Consider the following 24,252-nt stretch of genomic DNA (forward strand, 5'->3'; position numbering starts at 1 on the left):
TTAAAACAGCAACCGTATGGTTGTTCCTTTACCGATCGTGGATTCCACCTCGATGACACAACCGATCGCCTTGGCAAGGTCACGGATCAAGTGCAAACCCAAACCCGATTTAATTCCCACGACTTCCTTGTCATCATACAAGGCACGGAATTTTTTGCTGTCCGCACCGGGGCCATTATCCGTCACGGAGAGCAGTATCCGTCCATTTTCCTGTCGGGCTTCCCATATTATAGTAGGGTTTTCTGTCGTTGTAAATACGTTTATGGCGTTGCTAGTCAGGTTTCTGACGATGGTTTTTAGATAATTCAAGTCGGTAAATACTTCCAGGTTATCCGGATTATGATATCCAAAATGAATATTTTGATACCCAGAAAAAACTTTTTTGTTATCCTCGAACAGTTTTTGTATTTGGATCTGTTTTGGTTCGGGTTTAAAGTTTTCCATTTGTCCTTTGCTCCATAATAGTAAATCTTCCATCGAAGCAAGTAAGTTTTCGGCTCCCGATATGGTCTTGCCCTGCAGACGTTCTTTCGTTTCTCTGTCCAACAGTTCGGGGTTTTCGTTTTGTAAGTGTAAGAAGTGGATGAGATTGGCCACCGGACTACGGAGGTCGTGGTTCAGTATACTGAAAAATCGGGTTTTGATGCGGTTGGCTTGTTTGAGTTCGGTATTCAATACACGGAGTTTTTCGTTGTGTTTCTTGCGGGATCGATTCTGATAGAACAACAGCCCCCCTATTCCCGCGATTAGGGCAAGCCCGGCAAGTGAAACATTGCGAAAACCTTTTTCTCTTTCAATATTTACCAGTGCCTCGGCGTCCTTTTTCTGTTGGTCGGCTAACATTTCGGCTTCTTTGCGCTTGCTTTCTGCCTGGGCTATAACGTGCTCGTTCTCGATTTGTTGCCGTTTTATTTCCTCTTCGATCATCAGCTGGCGCCGTTCTTCTTCGTTCTTTGCTGCTGCCTGTTTCCGTTCGTATTCGTGGTGTAGTGCCACTAATTGCATTTCCTTTTGGAGAGCTAATTGCTCCTGTTCGGCTGCAAAGCGCAACGAGTCTTGTTGCTTATCCGCTTCATACTGGACTTCTAGACGGGTAAGTTCTTTGGTGTTTTCCTCGTTGAATAGGCTGTCTTTATATTTGGTGTAAAGTTTATAATTTTCAAAAGCCGTTTTATGATTGCCTATCAATGAATATGCTTCAGACAGCGATTCATAGTTTTCCCTGATATTTTTGAGATCATTGACTTTTTTTGCCGTTTCCAACGATTTGTCTAAGTAGTGTATAGCTTGTTCAGGTCGGTTTAGCTTATTATAGAGCCTACCCAATTTGAAGTGTGTTAATCCTATTCGTAATTGGTCCCCATTGCTTTCGATCAGAGCTAACACCTCGTTATAATGATGAAGTGCTTTGTCATATTCTGTCTGATGTTCATATATTAACCCCATGTTGTCCACCACCAGCGCTTTGAGTGTAACATGATTAAGGCTGTCAGCAATATCAAAAGCTTTTTGATAATAATCCAATGCTTTTTTATAGTCCTTTAAATCGCTGTAAACGGGAGCTAGATTAGCATAAACACTGGCTAAATCCCTACTGCTTCCTGTGGCTTGAAAATAATCAATAGCTTTTAAAAAGTTTTCTTCCGCTTTGTCATACTCTTGCGTGAAATAATAAATGTTACCTACATTTAAATGCGCATTTGCCACTAAATAAGCGTCTCCATGTTTTTCAAAAATATTTTTTGCAAACAAAAAATTTCGTAATGCTTCCGGATATTTCCCGCGACGACCTTGGGTCATACCAATATTTAACGACAACTTTGCGGCTTGTATATAATCGCCCATTTCTTCCCGTATCTTCAATGCGTTATTAAAATGCTCTACAGCCTTGTCAAAATCTCCGCGCAAGGCGTACACAATAGCTATATTGTTATGGGATGCCGCCATTCCCTTCCTATAACCTACTTTTTCGGAGATCACGAAAGCCTCTTGTGCATGTTGATGTGCCAAATCAAGGTTTGACATTGTCCTGTAAGCTATAAAAAGTTCATTGCGTAGATGGACTTTTGACGTATCGACGGTTGCTTTCTCCAATTCCACAAGAAGCGAATCAATCTGCTCCTGTCCCTGCTTTTGGGCATAAGCACAACTGAATGAGATGAAGAACAATATAGTAATCAACAATGATTTGATATTATCCTTAAAACTCCGACCTATCGGGATATTGATGTCGTTGGTCAACAATACCTCTTTGGCAGAAACCGATTTAATAAGGTCCTTTCTGACGGCAAAGCTTCGATGGATGCGCACAAAATGATTGAAATGCAGTTCTTTTAATAGATTGCCTATACTAGACAATACGCAATGTTTCTTGTCTTCGGTTACCAGAAGTGTGTAATCTTTCAGTCCCTCCAGATACAACACATCGTGCAGAGCAACTTTGGTCTCTCGGTGTCCTTCGCGTATAAAGACATGATCGGTTCCAAGCATATTTTCGTATAGGTGTGCTTTCTGTTGGATACTTAAAAAGGTTTGTAACCGAACTATACTTTCATCAAATCGCTGTAATGAGATAGGTTTTATTATAAAATCCAAGGTGTCTACCGAAAAGCTGTCCACGGCATATTCAGGATGTGAGGTAACGAAAATACAAACTGGAACCTCCTGGATCATCCTGCGAAACGAAATTCCGTCCATTCCATTCATATCGATATCTAGAAAAACAACATCTATTTGGTTGAAATCACCATTAGACAAAGCTTCTTCCGCATTTTCGAATACGCCTACAAGGCATAATTGCTCATATCGCTTTACAAAAGAAACGATCATCAGACGATCTATCTCATCATCATCTACAACTATACAATTGAAGGGCTTCATAACAATTATTCCTTATAAAGATAAGATTTACAGGTGGATAAATATAGTGTTTATAATTAAAAAGATGTCGTTCGTCTATTAAAAATGTCGTTTATCTATAGACTATAGTATCGGGATACGGTGAAATTTAATTTAGTAGAAAGATAATGGATATAGATAATATTCGGATAATCAAAAACATCAATTATGAAAACGTTTAACATAAACATCAGCAAATTACTATTCGTCGGGATGGCCTGTATGCTATTTATAGTTCCTTCTTGCAAAAAAGGCGATATCGGGCCAGAGGGCCCGGGAGGGCCACCGGGCGAACAAGGTATTCAAGGGGTTAAAGGAGCGGATGGTTCCTCTATTCTTAGCGGTACTAACGTGCCGGCTGCCTCTCTAGGGAAATTGGGCGATTATTATTTTCGCACGGGTACCGGTGATTTATATGGGCCTAAGGTTGCTGCAGGATGGGGAACTCCTACAAAATTAAAAGGAGCGGATGGAAAAAATGGAACCAATGGTAAAAACGGCTCTCAGTTTTTATCAGGAACAGCCATTCCAGCTGCAAATTTGGGATCTGTCGGAGATTTCTATTTTAATACATCCCAAATGATACTTTATGGTCCAAAATCGGCCGCCGGGTGGGGAATCGGAACAAATCTGAAAGCAGAAGCGAGAGTGATGTATTCAGGATGGCAATCTGCTGTCCGTTTTAAAGACAGTGTGATGGATAATACAACGATGCACATCGCACACATCTATTCGCCACACATTACTCCTTCGGTGGAATCAAGCGCTGTTGTTTTGGTTTATTTGGATTATGGAGGAGGAGTGTTTCCTCTGCCTTACACCAGCAGGCCATTAGGAAGAATGAGCACGATATCGTATAAGCTTAAAGCGCGTGAAATAGTAATTACGCGCGTGGCTTATGATGGAGGAGCTATAATACCGCTCTCGAGTTCGATTAGATACCGATTTATGATTATTCCGTCCAACTTTTATGTTGGTATGACCAGAAGAGGTGTTGACTTTAAAGATCCCCTGGCTGTTGATCAAGCTATAAAGGAATTTCAGAAATAACAATATAAGCCTACAATATAATGAAAAGACATAGTAGAATATTTATCACAGGACTTATAATCCTATGCATGGGATTTACGGTCTCTTGCACCAAAGAGGGCGATGTAGGCCCTCGTGGTGAAGACGGTGTGCATGGTGTCGACGGCGAGGACGGCACACGTATCTACACCGGTAGTGCAGCACCTACCGCTGACATCGGAGACATCGGCGATTTTTATTTCCGTACCAGCAACAGCGATTTCTACGGGCCTAAATCCGATGCCGGATGGGGAACAGCGACGAACCTGCGTGGAGCTACCGGTGCAACGGGGCCACAGGGACCACAAGGTCCAGCCGGAGCAGCCGGTTCCAAGATTCTGAGCGGCACAGCTGTTCCTACGACAGGAACAGGCGCTGTCGGCGACTTTTACTTCCGCACCACAACCGGTGATTTCTACGGACCCAAGACGGCCACAAGCTGGGGAACACCTATTAATCTCAAAGGAGTAAAAGGCGAGGATGGTTCTAGAATATACAGTGGAACAACGGTTCCGGCAACTTCATTAGGCGTTGTTGGCGATTTTTATTTCCGCACGACCACGTCCGATTTTTACGGTCCAAAAACAGCTTCAAGCTGGGGTACACCCACCAATCTAAATGGGGCCACTGGTCCACAAGGTCCCGCCGGTACGCCCGGATCGAAGATACGGAGTGGAGCTTCCACACCTACCACAAGCATCGGCGCTGTCGGAGACTATTATATCCATACCGGCACGGCCAATCTCTACGGCCCCAAGACTGCATCCGGATGGGGTAGTCCGGTCATGAACCTCCGAGGTCCGCAAGGTCCGGAGGGACCTCCTGGCAAGGATGGTGAACCTGGTACAGCTAATGTAATATACAGTAATTGGTATGTGATTGATACCTATATACAGCAAGGTTATGGGATTGCTGCACCACAACTTACCCAAGCCATTATGGATCGTGGACAGATTTTGGTCTATAGGAGATATAATAACGGTAAAGTTGACTACGTGGAACAACTCGGCGGAGAGGTAAGTGGTGCATCCGTTTGGTATTTTGTTCAACCGGGAAATATCTTTATTTATTATCACGGTACGTTAGTTATTGATGGATACCATGCCGTCCGTTATGTGCTGATTCCGGGAAGTGTTTTGGCTAGTACAAACGTAGATCTCCGTGATTTTAATCAAGTGAAGACGATGTTCCATATCCCTGATTAAAAAAATGAATGACGTAGTTAACCGATGTGTTATGAAGAGATTAGTTCATATAGGGATATTTTTTGTTTGGTTAGTGGTAAGTCCCGGGCTCCTCGTAGCCCAGGACTTTACCCACATTGCGCAGCAAAAACCTATTGCTTTTAACGGGAATGTCAGCTTAAGGGGATTGTACTACAATGCTAGTGGGATTCCCAACCGGATGGATCCGTACAATTATGTGCTGAGTGGATCGCCTACACTGTCGATATACGGCTGGACGATCCCGACGAGTTTCACTTTCAGCAAGCAGGAGCGCAATTTCCAGCAACCTTTTAACCAATATGGACTAAGCCCCACCTATAAGTGGGTAACCCTGCACGCGGGGTATCGCAACGTAACCTTTTCGCCCTATACCTTGGCCGGACATACGATGCTGGGGGGTGGATTCGAGATCAATCCAGGGAAATTACGTATCGGTATGATGTATGGTCGGCTCAATCGCGCTACCGTGATCGACACGACTTCGATGTCTTTAGTCCCTTATTCCTTCAGCCGGAAAGGCTTAGCCGCAAAAATAGGTTATGGATCCGCTACCAACTACATCGACCTCAGCTTTCTACACGCCCGGGACGATAGCACGAGCATGCCGGGAGATTTGGCTGTCTTTGAAAACCAGATCAAACCTGCAGCCAATTCCGTAGTCGCTTATGCGACAAAATTCACGTTGTTTAAGCGGTTTTTTGTAGAAAGTGATGGTGCGATTAGTCTACTGACACGCGACCTCAATTCGACATTGACACTGGATTCCATTCCCGACAAGACCTTACGCAATCTCGCCGGACTGCTCGACATCAATGGTAGTTCCGAATGGTTTTTGGCATTCAACGCGGGAGTCGGCTATCAAGGTAAAAACTACGCTATCAAGACCAATTACCGGCGTATCGAACCGGGATTCACTTCCATGGGCGCTTATTTTTTCAATAACGATATCGAAAACCTGACCATCAGCCCCTCGTATAATCACCCGAGTGGAAAGTTTCGGGCCAATGTGAGCTTCGGTCTGGAACAAGATAATATCCGCCTACAGAAAGAGGCCACCTCCCGCAGGGTGATAGCATCCGGATTACTATCGGGCGAACTAACGCCACAGCTGGGACTAGATATCAATTTCAATAATTTCTCTAACAACCAACGACCGAATACCCTGCGCTTTGCCGATTCGCTCAAAATTGTACAGACAACCCGGACGATCGGCATCATGCCACGCTATACCATACAGCAGACAGACAAGATACAGATCTTGCTGCTCTCGGCTAATATCAGCAGCATGAACGATTACAACAGCTACTTTGACAACAATCCGGATGTTCCGAGTAGGGACATTACAACCAGTCAATACCTGCTCAACTATACTATTTCATTCCCGCAAAAGAGACTATCGCTCAGCTCTTCACTCAGCTACACCAATCTCAACAGTGAAGCGATGACCAACAGCTATCGAGGAATTACCCTTGGCGCAAATTACGCCTTTGCAAACAACAAGTTGACCACGGGGATAAATAGCAGCATCATGCAGGGGAAAAGCCAAGGAAACAAAAGCTTGATCTTCAACGGGTCAGCCAATATCGGATACACGATCAATAAATGGCAATCACTGCGTGCGATGATGTATTTCACCAAGAACAATCCCGGAAGTGCCATCACCGGAGGAAGTCCCTCTTTTTCGGAAACCCGCGGAGAACTAGCTTACCAATTCAATTTTGGACTATGAAAGCACACAGCATATACAAGATATTCGTGATGCTCGCCCCTATGTTATTGTGGGCCGAAGCATTGTTGGCACAAGTACAGATTACCACACACGTCCTGCCGCCCTATCAGAGCAGGATTGCAGATTACGTGTCTCGTCCCGAGCTCATGTTGGTAACGGTGACCAACACAACCACACAAGAGCTGCATATACAACTGACGGCGAAGATCACCGGTGACAACGGTATCTCGGCTTGGGTCAAACCGGGTTACCGCAGCCCCAATCCGATCGTACTGGGCCCTAATCAAACGGCGAGCTTGAACGGAAGCGATATTGCCTTTCTTTTTGATGTCAACACCATCGAATATACCGGTATCAGCCGATCAGATATGACGCGTGGACTGGGGCTATTGGAGGGGAATTACACGCTTTGTATCCGGGCGTTGGACTACCAGACCATGCAGCCCATGAGTCCCAATGAACCGATTGGTTGTACTATGTTCAGGATCTCTGATCTGGAACCGCCGCGCATTCTGATGCCGATGCATCAGCAGACGGTCAGCACGAGGGGAGTGCAAGCCATGCCTATTACCTGGGCTACTCCTCCGGGCTCTTCGCCCCATATCCAATACAAGGTGAAAATTGTAGAAATGGTTGTACCGAGAGATCCCAACGATGCTATCCAATCCACGCCACCTATTTACGAAGAAACGGTCAATGGCAATAGCCTGCTATACGGACCGGCACATCCACCGTTGATTCGTGGTCGCCAATATGCCATGATTGTGCAGGCGGTTGATCCCAGTGGTATGTCATTTTTCCGGAACAAGGGGATGAGTGAGGCTATTGCCTTTACCTATGGCGATCCCATCAAAGCACCGGTTATTATCAATCCGAGCCACAACAGTGAATTTACAGGTGCCCAACAGCTCCGATTCGATTGGAACGCAGATTTTGAAACCCCACCTAACACCCGGTACACTGTCCGCCTGTTCGAAATGGCAGACTCCGCAGGGCAAGTTATATCGACGCAGCCATTGATAACTTCCACGGTCGCCAATGCGCAACAGCTTACGTACGATCCGGTAACGATGCCTGCACTGACAAAAGGGAGACGCTATCGCGTGCAAGTTACCGCTACGTCACCCGACGGGTCGGCTATGTTTGTCGATGAAGGGCAAAGTCGTCCGGTTGATTTTAGATATGGTGCTGAATTAGCACATCTGGATACCGCCGGCAAGCAAGAGACGACCATCCGCGGAAGGTTGGTGTATCGATTCAAAGGAGACCCATTAGGTGCAACCTATCCGATAGCCAACCAAGAAGTATACCTATCCAAAGTCTATGGGATTGCCCATGCCGATGAATACGGTATCAGCAGCATTGCCGATCCTTCGATGGTGGTGACCCAGGCATTGCAAAGAGAGGATATGATGAACGGCGAATCTGTTATGACGGATGCAGATGGTAATTTTGAACTCAAAATCTATATGTCATCTCTTGACAGCGCAGGGGTTATCCCCACGGAGAAATGGGAAGAAAATGTCAACCTCGGAAGGAATCAAGTCATACCCGGCCTGATGATGAGGCAAAATCAAGAGATTGGAAAGTTGAAAGGACAATTAGGGGTTTACTATAAGGTAAATGTCAATAATCCTCACTTTCTCCAAAGTCAGGAATACCTGCAGATTCAACCCGGAGCGGCCAGGGATCTGGATGATGTCATGATCGATGCCAATAGCTATTCCCTGTCCATTAATGTGCGGGAAGTATTCAATGGTCTCGAAGGAGATTATGTGTCCGGTGCCAAAATACGTCTTTATCGTGAACGCCGGTTCAAAGAAGACAAAACCTACGGTATACCGCTTTATGAGGGTGATATTACAAATGAATCGACCCTGCTATCGGCGCTGTCTGACGACAAGGTGCTGATTGCAGAGCGTACCACCCCGGAGCTGACCAACAAAAAATCTGCTGAAGAGGCAAGGATCGTTTTTAATAATCTATTTAAGAACCTTCCCGCCGATGCTTATCAATACAAAATAGAGTTGGTCGAGGGTAGTTTCGTGGCCCGGGAAATGGAGTTTTCGACAGTCGTCAATGCAGTAAGCAAAACCGGTAATACGAATACGACTGGTACTGGTGCAAAGACGGGTACAAACAACCTCAACACGCTGTCAGGTATTCAAAAAGCACCGGAAGTCTCCTTCGATATGAATAAGCTGATCCAGGGAGCGGTAGAAAGCGGGAACAAAAGCCCAAAAGCTGTACAGACGCTCAACACGGGAGGATTGAACAGCATCCCGACCAAATCTGCCCTAGGATCGCTGTACGGGCGCCCAGAGACTCCCAGCAATTATACCACCAGCAAGTGGACGAACTATGGGTATCGTGAGCAGCCCGAAATAGCTTACTTGACCTTGAAAAAGGAACTACACACGCCACCGCGAACTAAGGTAACGGGAAAGCTTAACTACGCCTTTAAGAATATGAAAGGTGTGCCCGATCAGCCGTATGCGAATATGAAAGTTAAGCTGATGGTCTTCTATGAATACCAGAAACAAAATACGTCTAATACAAACAATAACATGACGACGCATGTTGCGGCCGGTGCAACCAATTTCTATACACTATCCGCTATGGTCAACCTTAATGGAACACCTGCCAAACTCGCAACGGGCAACACGGTATTTATTAATGGTAAGGACGTAGCAGATAATGGTAAAGTGCTGCAAACGGTTACGACCGATGCGCAGGGTAATTTTGAATTTGATTTCCCAAACAGTGATCTAAACGGAAAGTATGAAAGTGGCGTGCTCACAAATGGCATGAGCGGAGATTTGTATGGCGCTAGTGATGTCACATTCCGACGGGTTTACCGCATCGTTCCGGATGAGCCGTATTACTGCGCGCTCGATGAGAATGTGATCGTACAGCCGTGGGAAAGCAAAGACATGGGGACACTTGTATCTTTTGTCCGGACGTACAACCTAAGGGTCAATGTGTCTAAGGTGGATAAAGCCGTCAACCCGACAAGCGCAACGGCGTTTCCTCATGTGCCCGTTGCCCTCTATCGGGATATAGATGCCAAAGCAAAGGCCGCTTTACCAACCATTCCCGGCCTAGATCTCAATCAAAGTGGCGTCAGCCCCCATTCAGGATTGCCGAATAGCGGTGTTACCTTTGCTGTGCAAGGCGTGACCACGTCCGATCCTGCTCCTTGGACAAACGCGGGTCAATTCGCAAGTCTGTCAGCGCTTGGCATCAAAGGACCAAACCTATCGGGTGATCGTGAGCTGAACAAGCCGATAGGCACCAAGAGCCAAGCCTCGGTCGAAAAGAACAATATCGCTGCAATCACAGCCGTGTACACGCCTAATGTCAATGCGACATTTACAGGTATGACGATCCATAATGGAATGGTAGAAAATATAACCAACAATGTGCTATCCGCGCTGTATAGTTATACGAAAGTCAGGGACATGGTATACAGTACCGAGACATCCAACAATAGCTATGTTCTTTTTGAAAATGTGGTGACGCTCCCCGCCAATAAACCTGGTTATAAGGATAGCTATGTTTTCCATGCCGACAACAAGGGAAGGACAGACATCGTGGCATTCGAAGGACTGGTTCACAAGGTGGATCACCGTTCTCCTCCCATGAATATGGCATTAGAGAACGAAAAGAAAGCTATTCTCCCTCCGTTTGGCTATCAGATAAGTGATCAGGAAATTGTATTTAACTATGAATTTGACCCGAATGAAACACTTAACTTTTCCTTAAGACTTGTACCTAAGCCAACTGTTATCCGGGGAAGGGTGATTGACAATAGTACGACCTTGGGTATAAAAGGCGTGCAGGTAAAGGCACAAGTCATGGTCAACGGCAAGACCTATCAAAATCAACGAGAAAATTTTCTGCTCGAAGATTGGGCAACTACGGACGAACATGGGTATTATAGCTTTGAATCATTGGCAAAGAGATTGGAGTCTTTTAACCCCGAAGTGATTAATACAGGACGTGTTTGTTATGGATGTGAAAATAATGTGTCCATCTTGTCAGCCCCAGGATACGAAAAGCAAACGGCAAAACTACCTGTCATTGCCCACGGTCTAACAGGGCAACAGATACCGATCGATTTTTCATTGAAACCAATGGGTATGGATGCCTACGGCTATGTAATGGACGCGGAGACCAATAAGGGTGTTACGGCGAGAGTAAAGATGAAAGTCAATGGAAAATGGGTGGATACCTTTGCCGAACAGGATGGTAGTGCGCATACAGGAATCGTCTTTACCGGCCATGCCGCCACATTTGCAGCTCAGAATTTTGAAAATACCATCGTGGATACCAAAGCGAATCCCGATAAGGCCATAACTATCGGGAAATACGGTAGCCTACAGACTACAACCGCCACGCAAGGACAAAGTGCAACAGGTATTTCTACGGTGTTTAAGGTTGATTTGAACGCAGGCAACAACTATGTGATACAAAGTGCGTTTAACTCACCAAGCTACCAAAACGGAAATCTCCAAATCGTCAATGCGGCTACCAACCAGACGATTAACCAAGGTACGTTCAGCAGTACGGCGAGCCAGAGCCTAAGCACCGCCGTGAACGAGACGTTCATGGTCGGCAGCCAGCTCATAGCCATCGGTCGGCAAAAATTTATTATAGACCTGCCCACCCGTCCGGATTCTATCATCATCATGCCTTACGATCCGGCATATCTGACACTCACGGCGGCAGTCAACCCTTCGGGACCGGGCGCATTTCTCGGAGACTTCAAACTGCAAAAACGAAAGCATAAAATTAAGGTGCGCGTCAAAACCAGCGACGGACGAACGGTGCCAAATGCCAGTGTATATATCGAGGGAGCAGGGGAAGAACACATCAACACCAATGGCAGTGGAGAGGCCCGATTCGAGTTTGTCAACAATTCGAAGAGCAACTTCAATATCTATGTCAAAAACCGTGGTGTAGAAATAACGGCAAACGGGATGTATATGATGGTGTTCAATGCTATTCCGTTTATACCGACCAGCAAAAACAATGTACACAGCGAGGATGATTTGCAAGAAACGGTCGTCGACATTACGGTCATGCCGGCCGTTAAAATCACCGGAACAGTACGTTTTGCCCAAAGTGATACACCTGTCAAAGATGCCTTGGTCTATCTGGATCTCGGGCAAGGTTCCAATTCCGAAAGTCAGGCCTATACCGATGCCAATGGCAGATATGAGCTGCTGATACCCAAATATACCTATTGGGATGGCGGTACTGGCACCCTAGAAGTTGTGTCTGCAAAAATAAAAGGCAGTTACCACGAGGATGCAAAAACCTATGTCGGAACCGAGCGGATGGTCAATATGGTTGCCGGTAGTAGTAGCATAAATGATATAGATCTTGTTATCAACGAGTTGGGGGATATCGATATCAGCAAGTTGTACGGTTTTGATTTCCGATTGGAAAAATACGAACAGAACGGCGAGGAATACACGGTCTCGGGCGAGGTCATCCAGGTAGCCGAAAATGATAATTTCGCCCTACGAGCATTGGCTGACAGACGATTGGCACTCAAAGTGTCCAATCTCAAAGTTCGCAAATCAAGCCTGCGCAATGCGAGCAATATACCGATTGCTGTACCTGTAACCGAGCAGATTACATTTGTCAACCAAAAGACACAGATTCGTGCCTTTGAACACTACAATGCCGAATTGATGGGCGAATCGTCCGGTATCGTGCTTAACCGGCTATCGTCCGATAGCACCGGTACCATACAGGGCAAGGTTCGTCTGGTAGACAATTCGTTTAACTTCCCGACGAGCTACATGACCATCGAAAAGACCGACTTCTACTTAGGAAATTACGGCGATACGGATCTGACCAAAAAAATGATTTTGGACGTATTCCGTACAGGAAACGAAGCACTTTCCGGCAAGTATTCCATCAGCAGAGATCGGGGAGAGGCTATCTCGTTTAAGTACCTCGGTTTTGACGGTGTCAGTGATACTAAAGATGATCGGGAATCCTTTATGGATAAAGAAGGAACACATCTCTTCCTCACGCTCAACCCGAAGATACAGGGTGGTCTCACGATCCGTATGGAAGCCGGCAAGGCACAGATTACCCACGATGGCATCCGGCCGCTTACCGGAATGGGGGAAGTAACGATCAATCTGGACAAATGGAAAATTGTCAGCAAGTCCTGGAATCTGGCACCAAATTCCGGTGGTATCGTCTTGAACAACAGCACGCTGTTTACCGGGCGTGCGGATATCGCACTGCCGAAAATCTCCATTATCCCCGGTGAATTGATATTTCACGATGCCGATCCCAATGATCTCCGGGATAAATTATATCTGGGTGGTACGGCTAAAGTAAAACTGAACATGATGTCCGGTACCGAAGCGGTATTAATCTACGATCCGGATGTAGGTCGGGTTGCAGGTAAAGGACACTTTAAGTTTACACTAACGAACAGAAGCGGCGAAGCGGCTTATGTCAGTGGATTGGAAGGCATGACCAGATCGAGCGACAAAATTATATTTGCATATGTATCTATATTGAGTAACGACGAGGAACTGACCAGCTTCAAAAAGAATGCTGCGCCGATTACCTTGTATAATCAAGCGTCGTTTAGTCCAGTTTCCTTCTTCAGCACGACCGACCGGGTGGTATTTACGGGTAGCACCAACCTACATATACCCAAGGCGCCGGACAATATCAACACGACGTTAAGCTATTATGCCGGAGATGGAGGTAGAAACAGAATGGTGCTGTCACATCTGGATTTCTCCTTTATCGGCGATGGTGGAACGGAATTCCGAACGATCAGCAAGGGCGAAAACGACCAGCTGTTTAATGCCCAGGGATTGGGTATAGCCGGGGTCATCACCTTGCCAAAATCCGATCAGAAAATATACACCCATCTGGTCAGTATGGTGACGGACAATGTAACCGGGGGAGCCGCTGCCGAAGTCAAAAAACAAACCGAACTCCTCCTAGGGGATTTTAAGAGTGAAGCAGAGAACTTTGCTGCCAGCATGGTCGATGAGGTCTTGAACGATCCGGCAATCTCGGGTATGCGAGATGAGATTATCGGCTTTTTGGATCAGGGACAGAGCACCTATGGCCAGGCGATGGCTATGGCTGAATCAGGTTCGCAGCTGTTAACTGACCTGGCGGGACGTATGCGGCTTGCGGGCCAAGGTCTTGGCGTAGTCAATTCGTTGATTGATGGTAATCCCATCGGTAGTATGATGCAGCTCAACGGCTTGATAGAAGGCGTTACCGGAATCAATGTGAAAGATGCTGCAGAGCAGAAAGTTAAGCAAGTTGCCATGCAAACGGTGAAAGCCGTTATGGAGGAACTACCGGTTGACAATCTTGCCGATGGATTGGCAGGAGGTAACGGTGGATTCTCTGGAAGTAAGTTCGACTTTGACTTCAAAAACGGCCGTGTCAAGGGTAGCCTCAGTATGCCCTTATTGACAGCTGGTGTAGTTACATTAAACAACATACAGATTGAAATGTTGTTTGAACCCAAAGGATGGTACTTCTTTGCCGGAGCAAAAGTAACAGCCCCGGTTCCTATCATATTCCCGGTGGATGTAGGGATCGGCATAGGTTACTATCCTGAGTTGACGCCACAGATCGAACAGCAGATGACCAGCAGATCGTATGTTAAGAAATTGCCGTCGACGTTCCATACGAACGGGTTAAGAGGCTTCCTGATCACCGGTAGACGGGATTTTCTCCCGGAGTTTAAAATTAAGTTTGGTGCAGGGGATTTTGCGGCCTTTGCATTGGGTATCCCCAATGTGGAAGTAGGGGCATCAGTAGGGCTTGACGCCCGTATCTACGGGAATTTTGCAGCCCGACACCAACAGATATCCGTAGGAGCCATGTTGTTTGCCCATGCTTATGCTAAAGTTACCAGCATCGGCTGTAGCATAAGTGGTGATGTCCGTGCCGAAGTGGGGGTCAAAGCGACGTTTACCAATAGTAGCGATAACGGTTTTTCACTCGATGCCAAGGGATGTTTCTCCGCAGCGGTAGCTGCGGAACTCGATTGTACACTTTTTTCGAAAGGCTTTGATATGGATGTCATGGGACTGTTGACTTTGTGTGTTGGCGGTGGATGTACCAAAGGCGTTGATTTCGAATTTACCAAAGGATCCGGAAGCTGTAGTAATAGTGATGCTTTTGATTATTAAATTTATACAGATGAAAAATATAGTTTGTTTTTTTAGTGTTATTTTGCTTTATGCAAATAGCTTGTCCGGGCAAGAGCAGGCCACCGTCATCAACATGGTTAGCACGCCGAATGGTATCTACGCCGATCTGAACAATATGGACTTTGGCAACAAAGGCTATGTCGTGCTACGGAAGGAAAATCAGCAAGCTGAATACCAACCGGTCTTGCAGCACGATCCGGTTCGCTCGGCCAAGGAACTGGGTAAGCGGATCAATGATCTGCTGTTCTATATGCCCGACTCCTCACCACTCTCGGATTCCACGGTCAATATGCTTTGGAGCTACTGGCATAATCCAGAGACCCAGATCGAGTTTGTGACGGCGCCTGCTCCCCACCTCAAATTGTACGTCGGGCTAGCCTTTCTCGATACGTCGGTAGCGTTGGGTAAAAGCTATGATTATATTATCGAAAACGAAGACGGTGATCGGTACAACGGTTCTGTTGTCCACCGACTAGACACGATTGATTTCACGGCGATGCGGAGCTTTGATGTCGATCCGGGTGAGGGCTATCCCGAACTTAGGTTTCATTCATCAATTGTAAACGGAGCACCCAGCTTTGAAGTATACCGAAAGGTAAGTGGTGGATTTGACGATTTTGAAAAGATCCATACGACCAAAGGGATGGTCCTTAATGAAACCCAGGATTCTGTCATCTATTTTACGCAGGATACGACCGTCCTCCAAAGTGTGCGATACGATTATTTTATCCGAGGTAAAGACCTCATGGGCAATCTCGGTATCGCATCCGATACCGTATCGCTGCAGGTAGGGGGGAATCGTAATGTCAATGCAGGCTTTAATATCAATACGGCCGCCGTAGACCGAGGCATTCGCATTACCTGGGATTCACTGGATCAGCGTTTTTCTCTCCAAAACATCGTCATCTACAAAAGTGCGGACTACGATACCGGTTATGCGTTGCTGGCAACATTGCCCGTAACGGATACGGAATATATCGATTATGATGTCATCGGTGGAACAGATTATTATTATCAGGTATTGATTCAAGGTGAATCCAATATGTCGTTCGCCTCCGCACGTACGTCGGGTTTATATCAAGGAGTAGTCAATCTCGTTCCGCCCCATTCCGTACGGGGTGAAATCATGAACGGTAAGCCCGGCTTGAGTTGGATGCACCAGGACAGCCTCCATGTAGATGGTTACTACGTATACCGTGCTGTAGGTCGCAACGGAGAATTACAACAGGTGAGCAACATGATTCCCTACGAAAAGGATAGCGTCACGACCTTTCTGGACAGTACAGCAACGGATGCCGGCGAAGTAATCTACTATGGCATCACAGCCGTATCCAAGACCCAGTCCTTGAGCCCGATGTCTGAACTGATTGCTATCAGTATTCCCGAGAGCAAGAATCATAGGATGTCTGCTCCCGATAGATTACAAGCTATCTGGATGGATCAAAACACGGTGTCTATCACTTGGCGGGATATGGATAGGTGGGAGGGAAGCATCGACCACTACAATGTCTATCGAAAACTTAAAGATAGTGCGCAGTTTCCTAAAGAACCGGTTGCCACCGTCGAAATCAATGAATTTGTGGATACCTTGCGGGCAAACGATATGTATGATTACGCGGTACAGGCGGTCTCTATCCATGAAAACCAAAGCGCATTGAGCACAGCGATCAGTATTGAACGTATCCCCGACAAGTTGCTACCGCCACTAAAGGTAAGAGTCATGGAAAACAAGGGGAAAGTGTACCTAACTTGGGATGGGAGCGAAGCACCTATAGAGAAGTACCATATTTACCGGGTCGTCAACACGGAGCCACCGGTACTATACAAAACACTTGATGGGAACTTAACCGCTATCGAAGACACAGACGTCAAACAAGGAAATAACTATCTCTATTATGTCGCCTGTGTCGACCAAGACGAGATGGAAAGCGATTGGAGTGAAGAAGTGATATATAGTCCCTGAAAGGACGATCTTTAAAAGGGTAAAATTATACGGTCTTCATGGCACTGATCAATGACGTGATACTTTTCGCATCTTTGACTGCCATTTTACCGGCGAGGATCAATCGTAGCTCGCGACGCTGTAAAGCTTCGTCGAAGAGCTTTATTTCCTCCTCCGATTCCGGAACCAGTTCGGCGACTTTTCGAGGTTTCGTGTTTTCATCAATAGCCACAAATGTATAGTACGCTTCATTTGATTTTATACGGGTGCCTTCTGGTAGGTTATGCGCAAAAATCTCCATGCGTACTTCCATCGACGAACTAAATGCGCGGGAAACCTTTGCCTGTATAGTAACCACTTCTCCTAGTTTGATGGAGCGTTTAAACGAAACATTATCCACCGATACGGTTACTACGGGGCTATTGGAGTGCTTTTGGGCTGCCATAGCCGAACAAATATCCATCCAGTATAATAATCGTCCGCCCATTAGATTGCCAAAAGTGTTGGTATCGTTCGGAAGTACAAGTTCGTTCATTTCCGTATAGGATTCTTTTGCGAATTTTTTATTCATGCGTTTGTTGTCGTTATCTGTTATAAAAACTAAACTGCTGTTTTATTTCCTCTAGCGATTTTATAAACGGAGTAGGGGAGTAGCCTAATTCTGCTTTTGCCTTGTCGAGAATGAAGCCGGTTTTTCTCGGACGATTGTTTTCTTGTCCGATATCAACGGCGCGGATTGGATTAATAAGCGACCTGTCCAAATGCCAAAAATCTGCGATATGGTAAACGGCGTCCAATACAGACATCATTTCGTCGCCGGAGATATGATATATACCGGTCGCTTCTTTTTCTATTGCAAGGATACAGGCATCCGCTAAATCATCTACGAAAGTAGGCATACGCCACTGATCGCTTACGACGTTGATGCGGTTGTTATCTTCCATTTGTTTCTTTGCCCAAAGTACCAAATTGGAACGATTGCGATCTCCATTTATGCCGTACACTAAAATAGTACGCAGGATCGCGGCACGACAACCGGTGGATGATAAACGTGTTTCAGACGTCACTTTACTTTCTCCATATGCATTACAAGGGTTCGTCTTATCACTTTCCCTATAGGGGCCTTCTTTTCCACCAAATACAAAATCGGTCGATAGGTGGATGAGATGCTTGTCATGTCGCGCACAATATTGCCCCAATTGATAAACGGTTTCGATATTTACCTTTTCACATAGTGTGGGGTCTTTTTCGCAAGCCTCTACGCTACTCATAGCTGCGGTATGGATGATTTTATCTGGTTGAACTTCATCTAATAATGCCTGAAGCGCATCCATGTCTGTAAAATCACATGGGATGTAGGTGTAACCCTCCCGGATAAAATTCCTGTTTTCGCTTTTAGAAGTAGCGACTATACGGTATTGCGATTTATCGATTAACTTTTCAATGAGCTTCTGCCCGAGAAACCCGTTCGCACCCGTAATAAGAATCGTTTGTTTTAGTTCGTCCATTGAAAATCCATTTTGTCCTGTTTCATGGAATTGTCGATGACATCAATTTCCAGCTTTAAGATAGATTCTAATGCGTTATAGTCAATTTTTTCCGGATCATCTCCCGGTTTATGATAGTCATCATGCCCACCGGTATGGAAAAACAAAACGGGAATATCTTTTCTATAAAAGGAAGTTTGGTCAGAACCACCGTTTCCGTCACGACTGAGGTTAAATTTAATATCGCTTGTTATATTTTCAAAAATTGTCGGGAATTTGGAACTCGTTCCGTAGCCGATAACAGCAACACCATTATCGGGATTATAGCGGCCAATCATGTCCATATTTAACATCCAATGGATGTTTTCCAGCGGAATCGTAGGGTTCTCCGTAAAGTATCGGGAGCCTATTAATCCAAGTTCTTCCGCTCCGAAAGCAATAAATAGTAAGTTGAAAGGCTCCGTGATAGCATTGTTGCTGTAATGGCGGGCAAGCTCCAATAGCCCGGCAACACCAGATGCATTGTCATCTGCACCATTATGTATTTCGCCCACGCCCAGCGAGTCCCTTGAGCCACCTTGACGTCCGTCTCCTAAATGGTCGTAATGCGCGCCGATAATGATGGTATACGGGGCATCGTTATCAATGTAGCCAATAACATTGTCTGCTTGGCGAATACTGTCTTTTACTACGACACGGCGTACCCGCGCTTCGAAGGGCTGGCGATAGCCTATTTCTCCTTTTGGCTCGAGTCCATATTGTTTAAAATGTTTTTCAATGTATCTGGCTGCTTTTTTAACCTGTTTGGAGCCGATGCCACGACCTTTCATGTTGTCGTCCGCTAAATAATAGATGTGTTTTTTTAGGTTTTCTTGTTTAATCTGCGCAAGTACAGGTTGGGCGGATACAAATAATAGGAAGTGTAGCGCGATTATATAAAAAGAAAATGGGGCCTTCATGTTCATGCCCCAAACCTAAATAAATTCATTTTTATATGCAATATAATCTATATACATATAAAATGAATTTAATTTCGCTCTCCTCTACCATTGAAAACATTCTAACAGAGGAAATATACTTAATCTTCCAAAACTTCGCTGTTTACGCTTTCTTTTTCCACGTGCTCCTCTTTGAAATAACGTTTCTGAAAAATCAAAATAAGGAATACCCCAACAGAAATAGCTGAATCAGCGATATTGAATACCGGGCGGAAAAAGAGGAAATGTTCTCCTCCCCAAATTGGGAACCAATCGGGGAAATTACCCTCGATCAAGGGGAAATAAAGCATATCCACGACTTTCCCGTGAAATAACGACGAATATCCTCCGCTCTCTGGAAATAAGGTGGCTGTGTTGTAGAATGTACTCTCGCTAAATATCACACCGTAAAAAGTGGAATCAATGATATTTCCCAGTGCACCTGCAAAAATTAGTGCCACATTGAGTATAAAACCACGATGATATTTGTTTTTAACCATATAATGTAATCCATATCCTATACCGATTACAGCAACGATCCGAAACAGGGTGAGAAAAAGTTTTCCGAACTCTCCGCCAAATTCCATACCATAGGCCATTCCATTGTTCTCAATAAAATGGATGAGAAACTTATTGCCTATGATATTAAAATCCTGTCCAATAGTCATGTTGAGTTTTACCCAAAATTTTGATACTTGGTCAATGAACAAGATAATGGCGATCAGTAAGAGTGGTCGGTTATAGCCTTTCATAAATATATAAAAATGGAGATGCTTAAACGTTGTATTTTGAACATCTCCATTCTATCTCCTATTAATTGTTAATACTGTTTGTTTTTCGCTTCAATGCTCAACGTCGTGTGTGGTACTGCTTTTAAACGTTCCTTTTGGATCAGCTTACCGGTTTCGCGACAGATACCGTATGTTTTGTTTTCAATACGTACCAAGGCGGCTTCTAGATTGTCAATAAATTTTTTCTGACGAGCTGCAAGCTGGTTTGTTTGTTCCTTCTCTAACGTCGCTGAACCATCTTCTAATGTCTTATATGTTCCAGCCGTATCATCTGTTCCATTAGCGTTACTGCTACTTAACGAAGATGTCAAAGCCGCCAGTTCCTCTTTTGCTACGCGAAGTTTTGCAAGAATAATTTCTTTAAATTCTTGAAGTTCGGCATCACTGTAGCGCGTTTTTTCTGTACTCATTTCCATAATTAAATTTTATCAACAATTACTCTTAACTCCTTACCATCGATCTCGATAGTGTCTCCAGACTCCAACGATGCTTCTACAAAATCAATAGCGTTTGCTAGAATTTCGGTGCAAATATACGATAAATTATTTTCTACAGCTTCTTGTATTTCAGTATTTTGAGTAATTGTCACTTTAATTCTATCCGTCACCTCAAAACCTTTCTCTTTGCGGAGATTCTGGATGCGGTTAATCAATTCTCTAGACAACCCTTCTTTTTTCAATTCTGGTGTAATATGAATATCTAACGCCACGGTTAATTTCCCCAGATTGGCGACCTGCCATCCGGCAACATCTTCTGCTATAATTTCTACGTCTTCCGGTTGGATGCTATAGGGGGTACTTTCTAACTTTAACGATCCTTCCTGCTCTAACGATCCAATTTGTGCATCATTCAAGGACTGGATAGCCGCAACAACCATTTTCATATCCTTTCCTACTTTTGCCCCGAGAACTTTAAAGTTTGGCTTTATTTTCTTTTTAATTATTCCCGCTGTATCCGTAATAAAAGATACTTCTTTAATATTTGTTTCTGACAGAATAAGTTCTTTGACTTTTTCAACTTTTTCTTGAAAAGCGTTATCCAGTACGGGGACTAAAATCTTATTTAGTGGCTGGCGAACATTAATTCCCGTTTTCTTCCGCAAGGATAATGTCAAAGATGATATATCTTGTGCCAATGCCATACGTTCTTCCAGATCCTTGTCCACTAGTTCTGTATGATAGGTTGGGAAATCTGCCAAGTGCACTGATTCGTATGGTTCTTTTCCGGTGCCTGCATTCAAATCGAGATATAAACGGTCAGCGAAGAATGGTGAGATAGGTGCCATCAACTTCGATACCGTATCCAGACAGGTGTATAGGGTCTGATATGCCGATATCTTGTCTTCGGTATAATCACCTTTCCAAAAACGGCGGCGGCACAAACGTACGTACCAATTGCTTAAATGCTCATCGACAAAATTCTGGATGGCACGTGCGGCTTTGGTAGGTTCAAAGTCAGCATAATATGCATCCACTTCTTTGGTTAAGCTATTCAATAAAGAAATAATCCAACGATCTATTTCCGGACGCTTTTCTATAGCGATATCCGGTTCGCTATAGCTAAAATTATCGATATTGGCATATAGTGCAAAGAAAGCGTAGGTGTTATACAGGGTACCGAAGAATTTACGACGAACCTCATCTAGCCCCTCTTCGTTAAATTTAAGGTTATCCCACGGTGCTGCGTTGCTGATCATATACCAACGGGTTGCATCCGCACTGTATTTATCAATAGTAACAAACGGATCAACGGCGTTGCCCAAACGCTTAGACATTTTGTTGCCGTTCTTGTCTAATACCAAACCGTTAGATACGACGTTTTTAAAGGCTACCGATCCATGGATCATCGTGGAAATCGCATGAAGTGTAAAAAACCAACCACGGGTTTGGTCTACACCCTCCGCAATGAAATCCGCCGGAAAAGCATCCTCGTATCCGTCTTTGAAAGGATATTTGTCTCCACGAGCTAGTTTGTCATGGTCAATTCCCCATTGCGCATACGGCATGGCTCCCGAATCAAACCACACGTCGATTAAATCCAGTTCTCGGAACATCTTCTGTCCATTTTCAGAAACCAAAACAATATCGTCTACATACGGACGATGTAGATCTAGCGCATCTGTTTCAAATTTATCCAGATAAGATTGGTTTATTGTTTTCTCCTCTGTACTCAATACGTCCGACTGTATACTACGCTCCAACCGTTTTCTTAACTCTGGCAAGGAGCCCACACATATCTCTTCATTCTCATCCGCCGAACGCCAAATCGGAAGCGGTGTTCCCCAATAACGGGAGCGGGAGAGATTCCAGTCCACCAGATTTTCTAACCAGTTGCCAAAACGGCCAGAACCGGTCGCTTCCGGTTTCCAGTTGATGGTTTGGTTCAATGCCACCAACTTGTCTTTTACCGCTGTTGTACGGATAAACCAACTGTCCAACGGGTAATATAATATTGGTTTGTCCGTGCGCCAACAATGGGGATAGGTGTGTTCATATTTCTTAACGTCAAAAGCCTTGTTTTCTTCTTTCAGTTTGATGGCTATCAAGACGTCTGTAGGACGAAAATCTTTATCTGCTCGCTCTTCTGCGGAATAGTATTCTTCTTTGACAAAACGGCCTGCGAAATCGGTTATTTCTTTTACGAAACGACCGGTACGGTCTACTGTTGGTACATCTTTGCCATGCTCATCACGCACTAAAATGGCTGGAACACCATTCTCCTTACAAACCCGGAAGTCATCTGCCCCGTATGTTGGTGCAGCATGTACAATACCCGTACCGTCTTCTGTTGTGACAAAATCTCCTGCCACCACTCGGAACGCTTTCTCTACCAGCTCTTCGCTTGTGATATAAGGTAAAAGTTGATGGTAACGCAAGCCGATCAATGCTTCTCCTTTAAATTCTGCAGCAATTTCCCAGGGGATCACTTTATCTCCGACTTTGTATTCTTGGAAAGAAGCTTGCTGTCCTTCTGTTTTGAAATGTTTCGCAATAAGATTCTTCGCCAAGATGACCGATACCGGTAGCCCAGTGTACTGATTAAATGTTTTTATCTTAACGTAGTCTATGTTTTTCCCAACGACTAATGCAGTGTTGCTCGGCAATGTCCACGGGGTTGTTGTCCACGCAATGAAGGCTACATCTTCATCTTCCGAATCCAACAAAGTGGTCAGGAGCGGATGTATCTGTGTTTTGTCTAGCCGGAATTCAGCAACGATAGTGGTGTCTTTTACATCTTTGTATGTTCCCGGTTGGTTCAACTCGTGTGAACTCAAACCTGTTCCAGCCGCGGGAGAATAAGGTTGTATGGTATAACCTTTGTATAAAAGACCTTTCTTGTAAAGCTCTTTCAACAAATACCATAGCGTTTCGATATATTCGTTCTGGTAGGTGATGTACGGATCGCTAAGATCAACCCAATAGCCCATTTTCTGGGTAAGGTCATTCCATACGTCGGTATATTTCATTACCTCTTTTCGACATGCATCATTATAAGCTTCGACACTGATTTTTTTGCCGATATCTTCTTTGGTAATACCCAATGTTTTTTCGACAGCCAACTCAATAGGCAATCCATGCGTATCCCATCCACCTTTACGCTTCACCTGGAAGCCTTTTAAGGTCTTATAGCGACAGAAAATGTCTTTAATCGAGCGCGCCATCACATGGTGGATACCCGGCATACCATTGGCGGATGGAGGCCCCTCATAAAAAGTATAGGGTTTGTTGGCGGGACGATTTGATATACTTTTTTCAAAGATATTGTTCGATTCCCACCGTTCTAGTATTTCTCTACCTATTTCAGGCAAGTTTAACTGCTTATATTCCTTGTACATCCGAAATTGCGATTGTTTTTTAAAGGTCGCTAATTTAGTGATTTTAAATGGAAAATAGTAGTTTGTAGTGTGGATTA

Annotated in this window: 12 protein-coding genes; 5 read left to right on the top strand and 7 right to left on the bottom strand. The window is 44.8% G+C overall.

The features are described 5' to 3' along the window. Complete coding sequence (locus FXV77_RS02705; protein WP_148917673.1) at positions 1-2,880, bottom strand: tetratricopeptide repeat protein; 2,880 nt, start codon at positions 2,878-2,880, stop codon at positions 1-3. Between the two features lie 186 nt (positions 2,881-3,066). Here FXV77_RS02705 and FXV77_RS02710 point away from each other — a divergent pair, with 186 nt between their 5' ends. From FXV77_RS02710 to FXV77_RS22390, 5 genes are all read left to right on the top strand, one after another. Further along, positions 3,067-3,948: a hypothetical protein gene (locus FXV77_RS02710; protein ID WP_148917674.1), complete on the top strand. Its 882-nt coding sequence runs from the start codon at positions 3,067-3,069 to the stop codon at positions 3,946-3,948. 68 nt (positions 3,949-4,016) lie between these two features. Then, entirely contained in the window at positions 4,017-5,171 is a 1,155-nt protein-coding gene (locus tag FXV77_RS02715; protein ID WP_148917675.1) for a collagen-like domain-containing protein, read from the top strand. Between the two features lie 31 nt (positions 5,172-5,202). Beyond that, on the top strand, positions 5,203-6,921 hold the full coding sequence (locus tag FXV77_RS02720; RefSeq protein ID WP_148917676.1) for a hypothetical protein: 1,719 nt from the start codon (positions 5,203-5,205) through the stop codon (positions 6,919-6,921). Continuing rightward, the gene (locus tag FXV77_RS02725) at positions 6,918-15,122 is read left to right on the top strand and encodes a hypothetical protein (RefSeq protein ID WP_148917677.1); all 8,205 of its coding nucleotides are present in this window, start codon (positions 6,918-6,920) and stop codon (positions 15,120-15,122) included. The genes FXV77_RS02720 and FXV77_RS02725 overlap by 4 nt, the downstream gene beginning before the upstream one ends. A gap of 10 nt (positions 15,123-15,132) precedes the next feature. Further along, on the top strand, positions 15,133-17,106 hold the full coding sequence (locus FXV77_RS22390; RefSeq protein ID WP_148917678.1) for a fibronectin type III domain-containing protein: 1,974 nt from the start codon (positions 15,133-15,135) through the stop codon (positions 17,104-17,106). Between the two features lie 25 nt (positions 17,107-17,131). On the opposite strand, the gene FXV77_RS02735 is transcribed toward FXV77_RS22390, so the two are convergent. The 6 genes from FXV77_RS02735 to ileS form a co-directional block, all read right to left on the bottom strand. Then, positions 17,132-17,656, bottom strand: a complete 525-nt coding sequence (locus FXV77_RS02735; RefSeq protein ID WP_148917679.1) for an acyl-CoA thioesterase — start codon at positions 17,654-17,656, stop codon at positions 17,132-17,134. Between the two features lie 13 nt (positions 17,657-17,669). Beyond that, positions 17,670-18,593 carry an SDR family oxidoreductase gene (locus FXV77_RS02740; RefSeq protein WP_148917680.1) on the bottom strand — a complete coding sequence of 308 codons (924 nt, stop codon included), beginning with the start codon at positions 18,591-18,593 and terminating at the stop codon, positions 17,670-17,672. Beyond that, positions 18,581-19,537, bottom strand: a complete 957-nt coding sequence (locus tag FXV77_RS02745) for a M20/M25/M40 family metallo-hydrolase (protein WP_246162183.1) — start codon at positions 19,535-19,537, stop codon at positions 18,581-18,583. The genes FXV77_RS02740 and FXV77_RS02745 overlap by 13 nt, the downstream gene beginning before the upstream one ends. A 113-nt stretch (positions 19,538-19,650) precedes the next feature. Then, positions 19,651-20,301, bottom strand: a complete 651-nt coding sequence (locus FXV77_RS02750) for a lipoprotein signal peptidase (RefSeq protein WP_148917681.1) — start codon at positions 20,299-20,301, stop codon at positions 19,651-19,653. Between the two features lie 68 nt (positions 20,302-20,369). Next, positions 20,370-20,756, bottom strand: a complete 387-nt coding sequence (locus FXV77_RS02755; protein WP_130141500.1) for a TraR/DksA family transcriptional regulator — start codon at positions 20,754-20,756, stop codon at positions 20,370-20,372. 2 nt (positions 20,757-20,758) lie between these two features. After that, positions 20,759-24,175: an isoleucine--tRNA ligase gene (gene ileS / locus FXV77_RS02760; protein ID WP_148917682.1), complete on the bottom strand. Its 3,417-nt coding sequence runs from the start codon at positions 24,173-24,175 to the stop codon at positions 20,759-20,761. Positions 24,176-24,252: the final 77 nt, after the last annotated feature.

It is taken from the genome of Sphingobacterium phlebotomi (genome assembly GCF_008180195.1).
GTDB lineage: Bacteria > Bacteroidota > Bacteroidia > Sphingobacteriales > Sphingobacteriaceae > Sphingobacterium > Sphingobacterium phlebotomi.

What these genes read in the sequence shown, in the direction of transcription:
- FXV77_RS02705 (WP_148917673.1), bottom strand. Translation starts at nt 2,880, where the DNA reads ATGAAGCCCTTCAATTGTATAGTTGTAGATGATGATGAGATAGATCGT.
- FXV77_RS02710 (WP_148917674.1), top strand. Translation starts at nt 3,067, where the DNA reads ATGAAAACGTTTAACATAAACATCAGCAAATTACTATTCGTCGGGATG.
- FXV77_RS02715 (WP_148917675.1), top strand. Translation starts at nt 4,017, where the DNA reads ATGGGATTTACGGTCTCTTGCACCAAAGAGGGCGATGTAGGCCCTCGT.
- FXV77_RS02720 (WP_148917676.1), top strand. Translation starts at nt 5,203, where the DNA reads ATGAAGAGATTAGTTCATATAGGGATATTTTTTGTTTGGTTAGTGGTA.
- FXV77_RS02725 (WP_148917677.1), top strand. Translation starts at nt 6,918, where the DNA reads ATGAAAGCACACAGCATATACAAGATATTCGTGATGCTCGCCCCTATG.
- FXV77_RS22390 (WP_148917678.1), top strand. Translation starts at nt 15,133, where the DNA reads ATGAAAAATATAGTTTGTTTTTTTAGTGTTATTTTGCTTTATGCAAAT.
- FXV77_RS02735 (WP_148917679.1), bottom strand. Translation starts at nt 17,656, where the DNA reads ATGAATAAAAAATTCGCAAAAGAATCCTATACGGAAATGAACGAACTT.
- FXV77_RS02740 (WP_148917680.1), bottom strand. Translation starts at nt 18,593, where the DNA reads ATGGACGAACTAAAACAAACGATTCTTATTACGGGTGCGAACGGGTTT.
- FXV77_RS02745 (WP_246162183.1), bottom strand. Translation starts at nt 19,537, where the DNA reads ATGAACATGAAGGCCCCATTTTCTTTTTATATAATCGCGCTACACTTC.
- FXV77_RS02750 (WP_148917681.1), bottom strand. Translation starts at nt 20,301, where the DNA reads ATGAAAGGCTATAACCGACCACTCTTACTGATCGCCATTATCTTGTTC.
- FXV77_RS02755 (WP_130141500.1), bottom strand. Translation starts at nt 20,756, where the DNA reads ATGGAAATGAGTACAGAAAAAACGCGCTACAGTGATGCCGAACTTCAA.
- ileS (WP_148917682.1), bottom strand. Translation starts at nt 24,175, where the DNA reads ATGTACAAGGAATATAAGCAGTTAAACTTGCCTGAAATAGGTAGAGAA.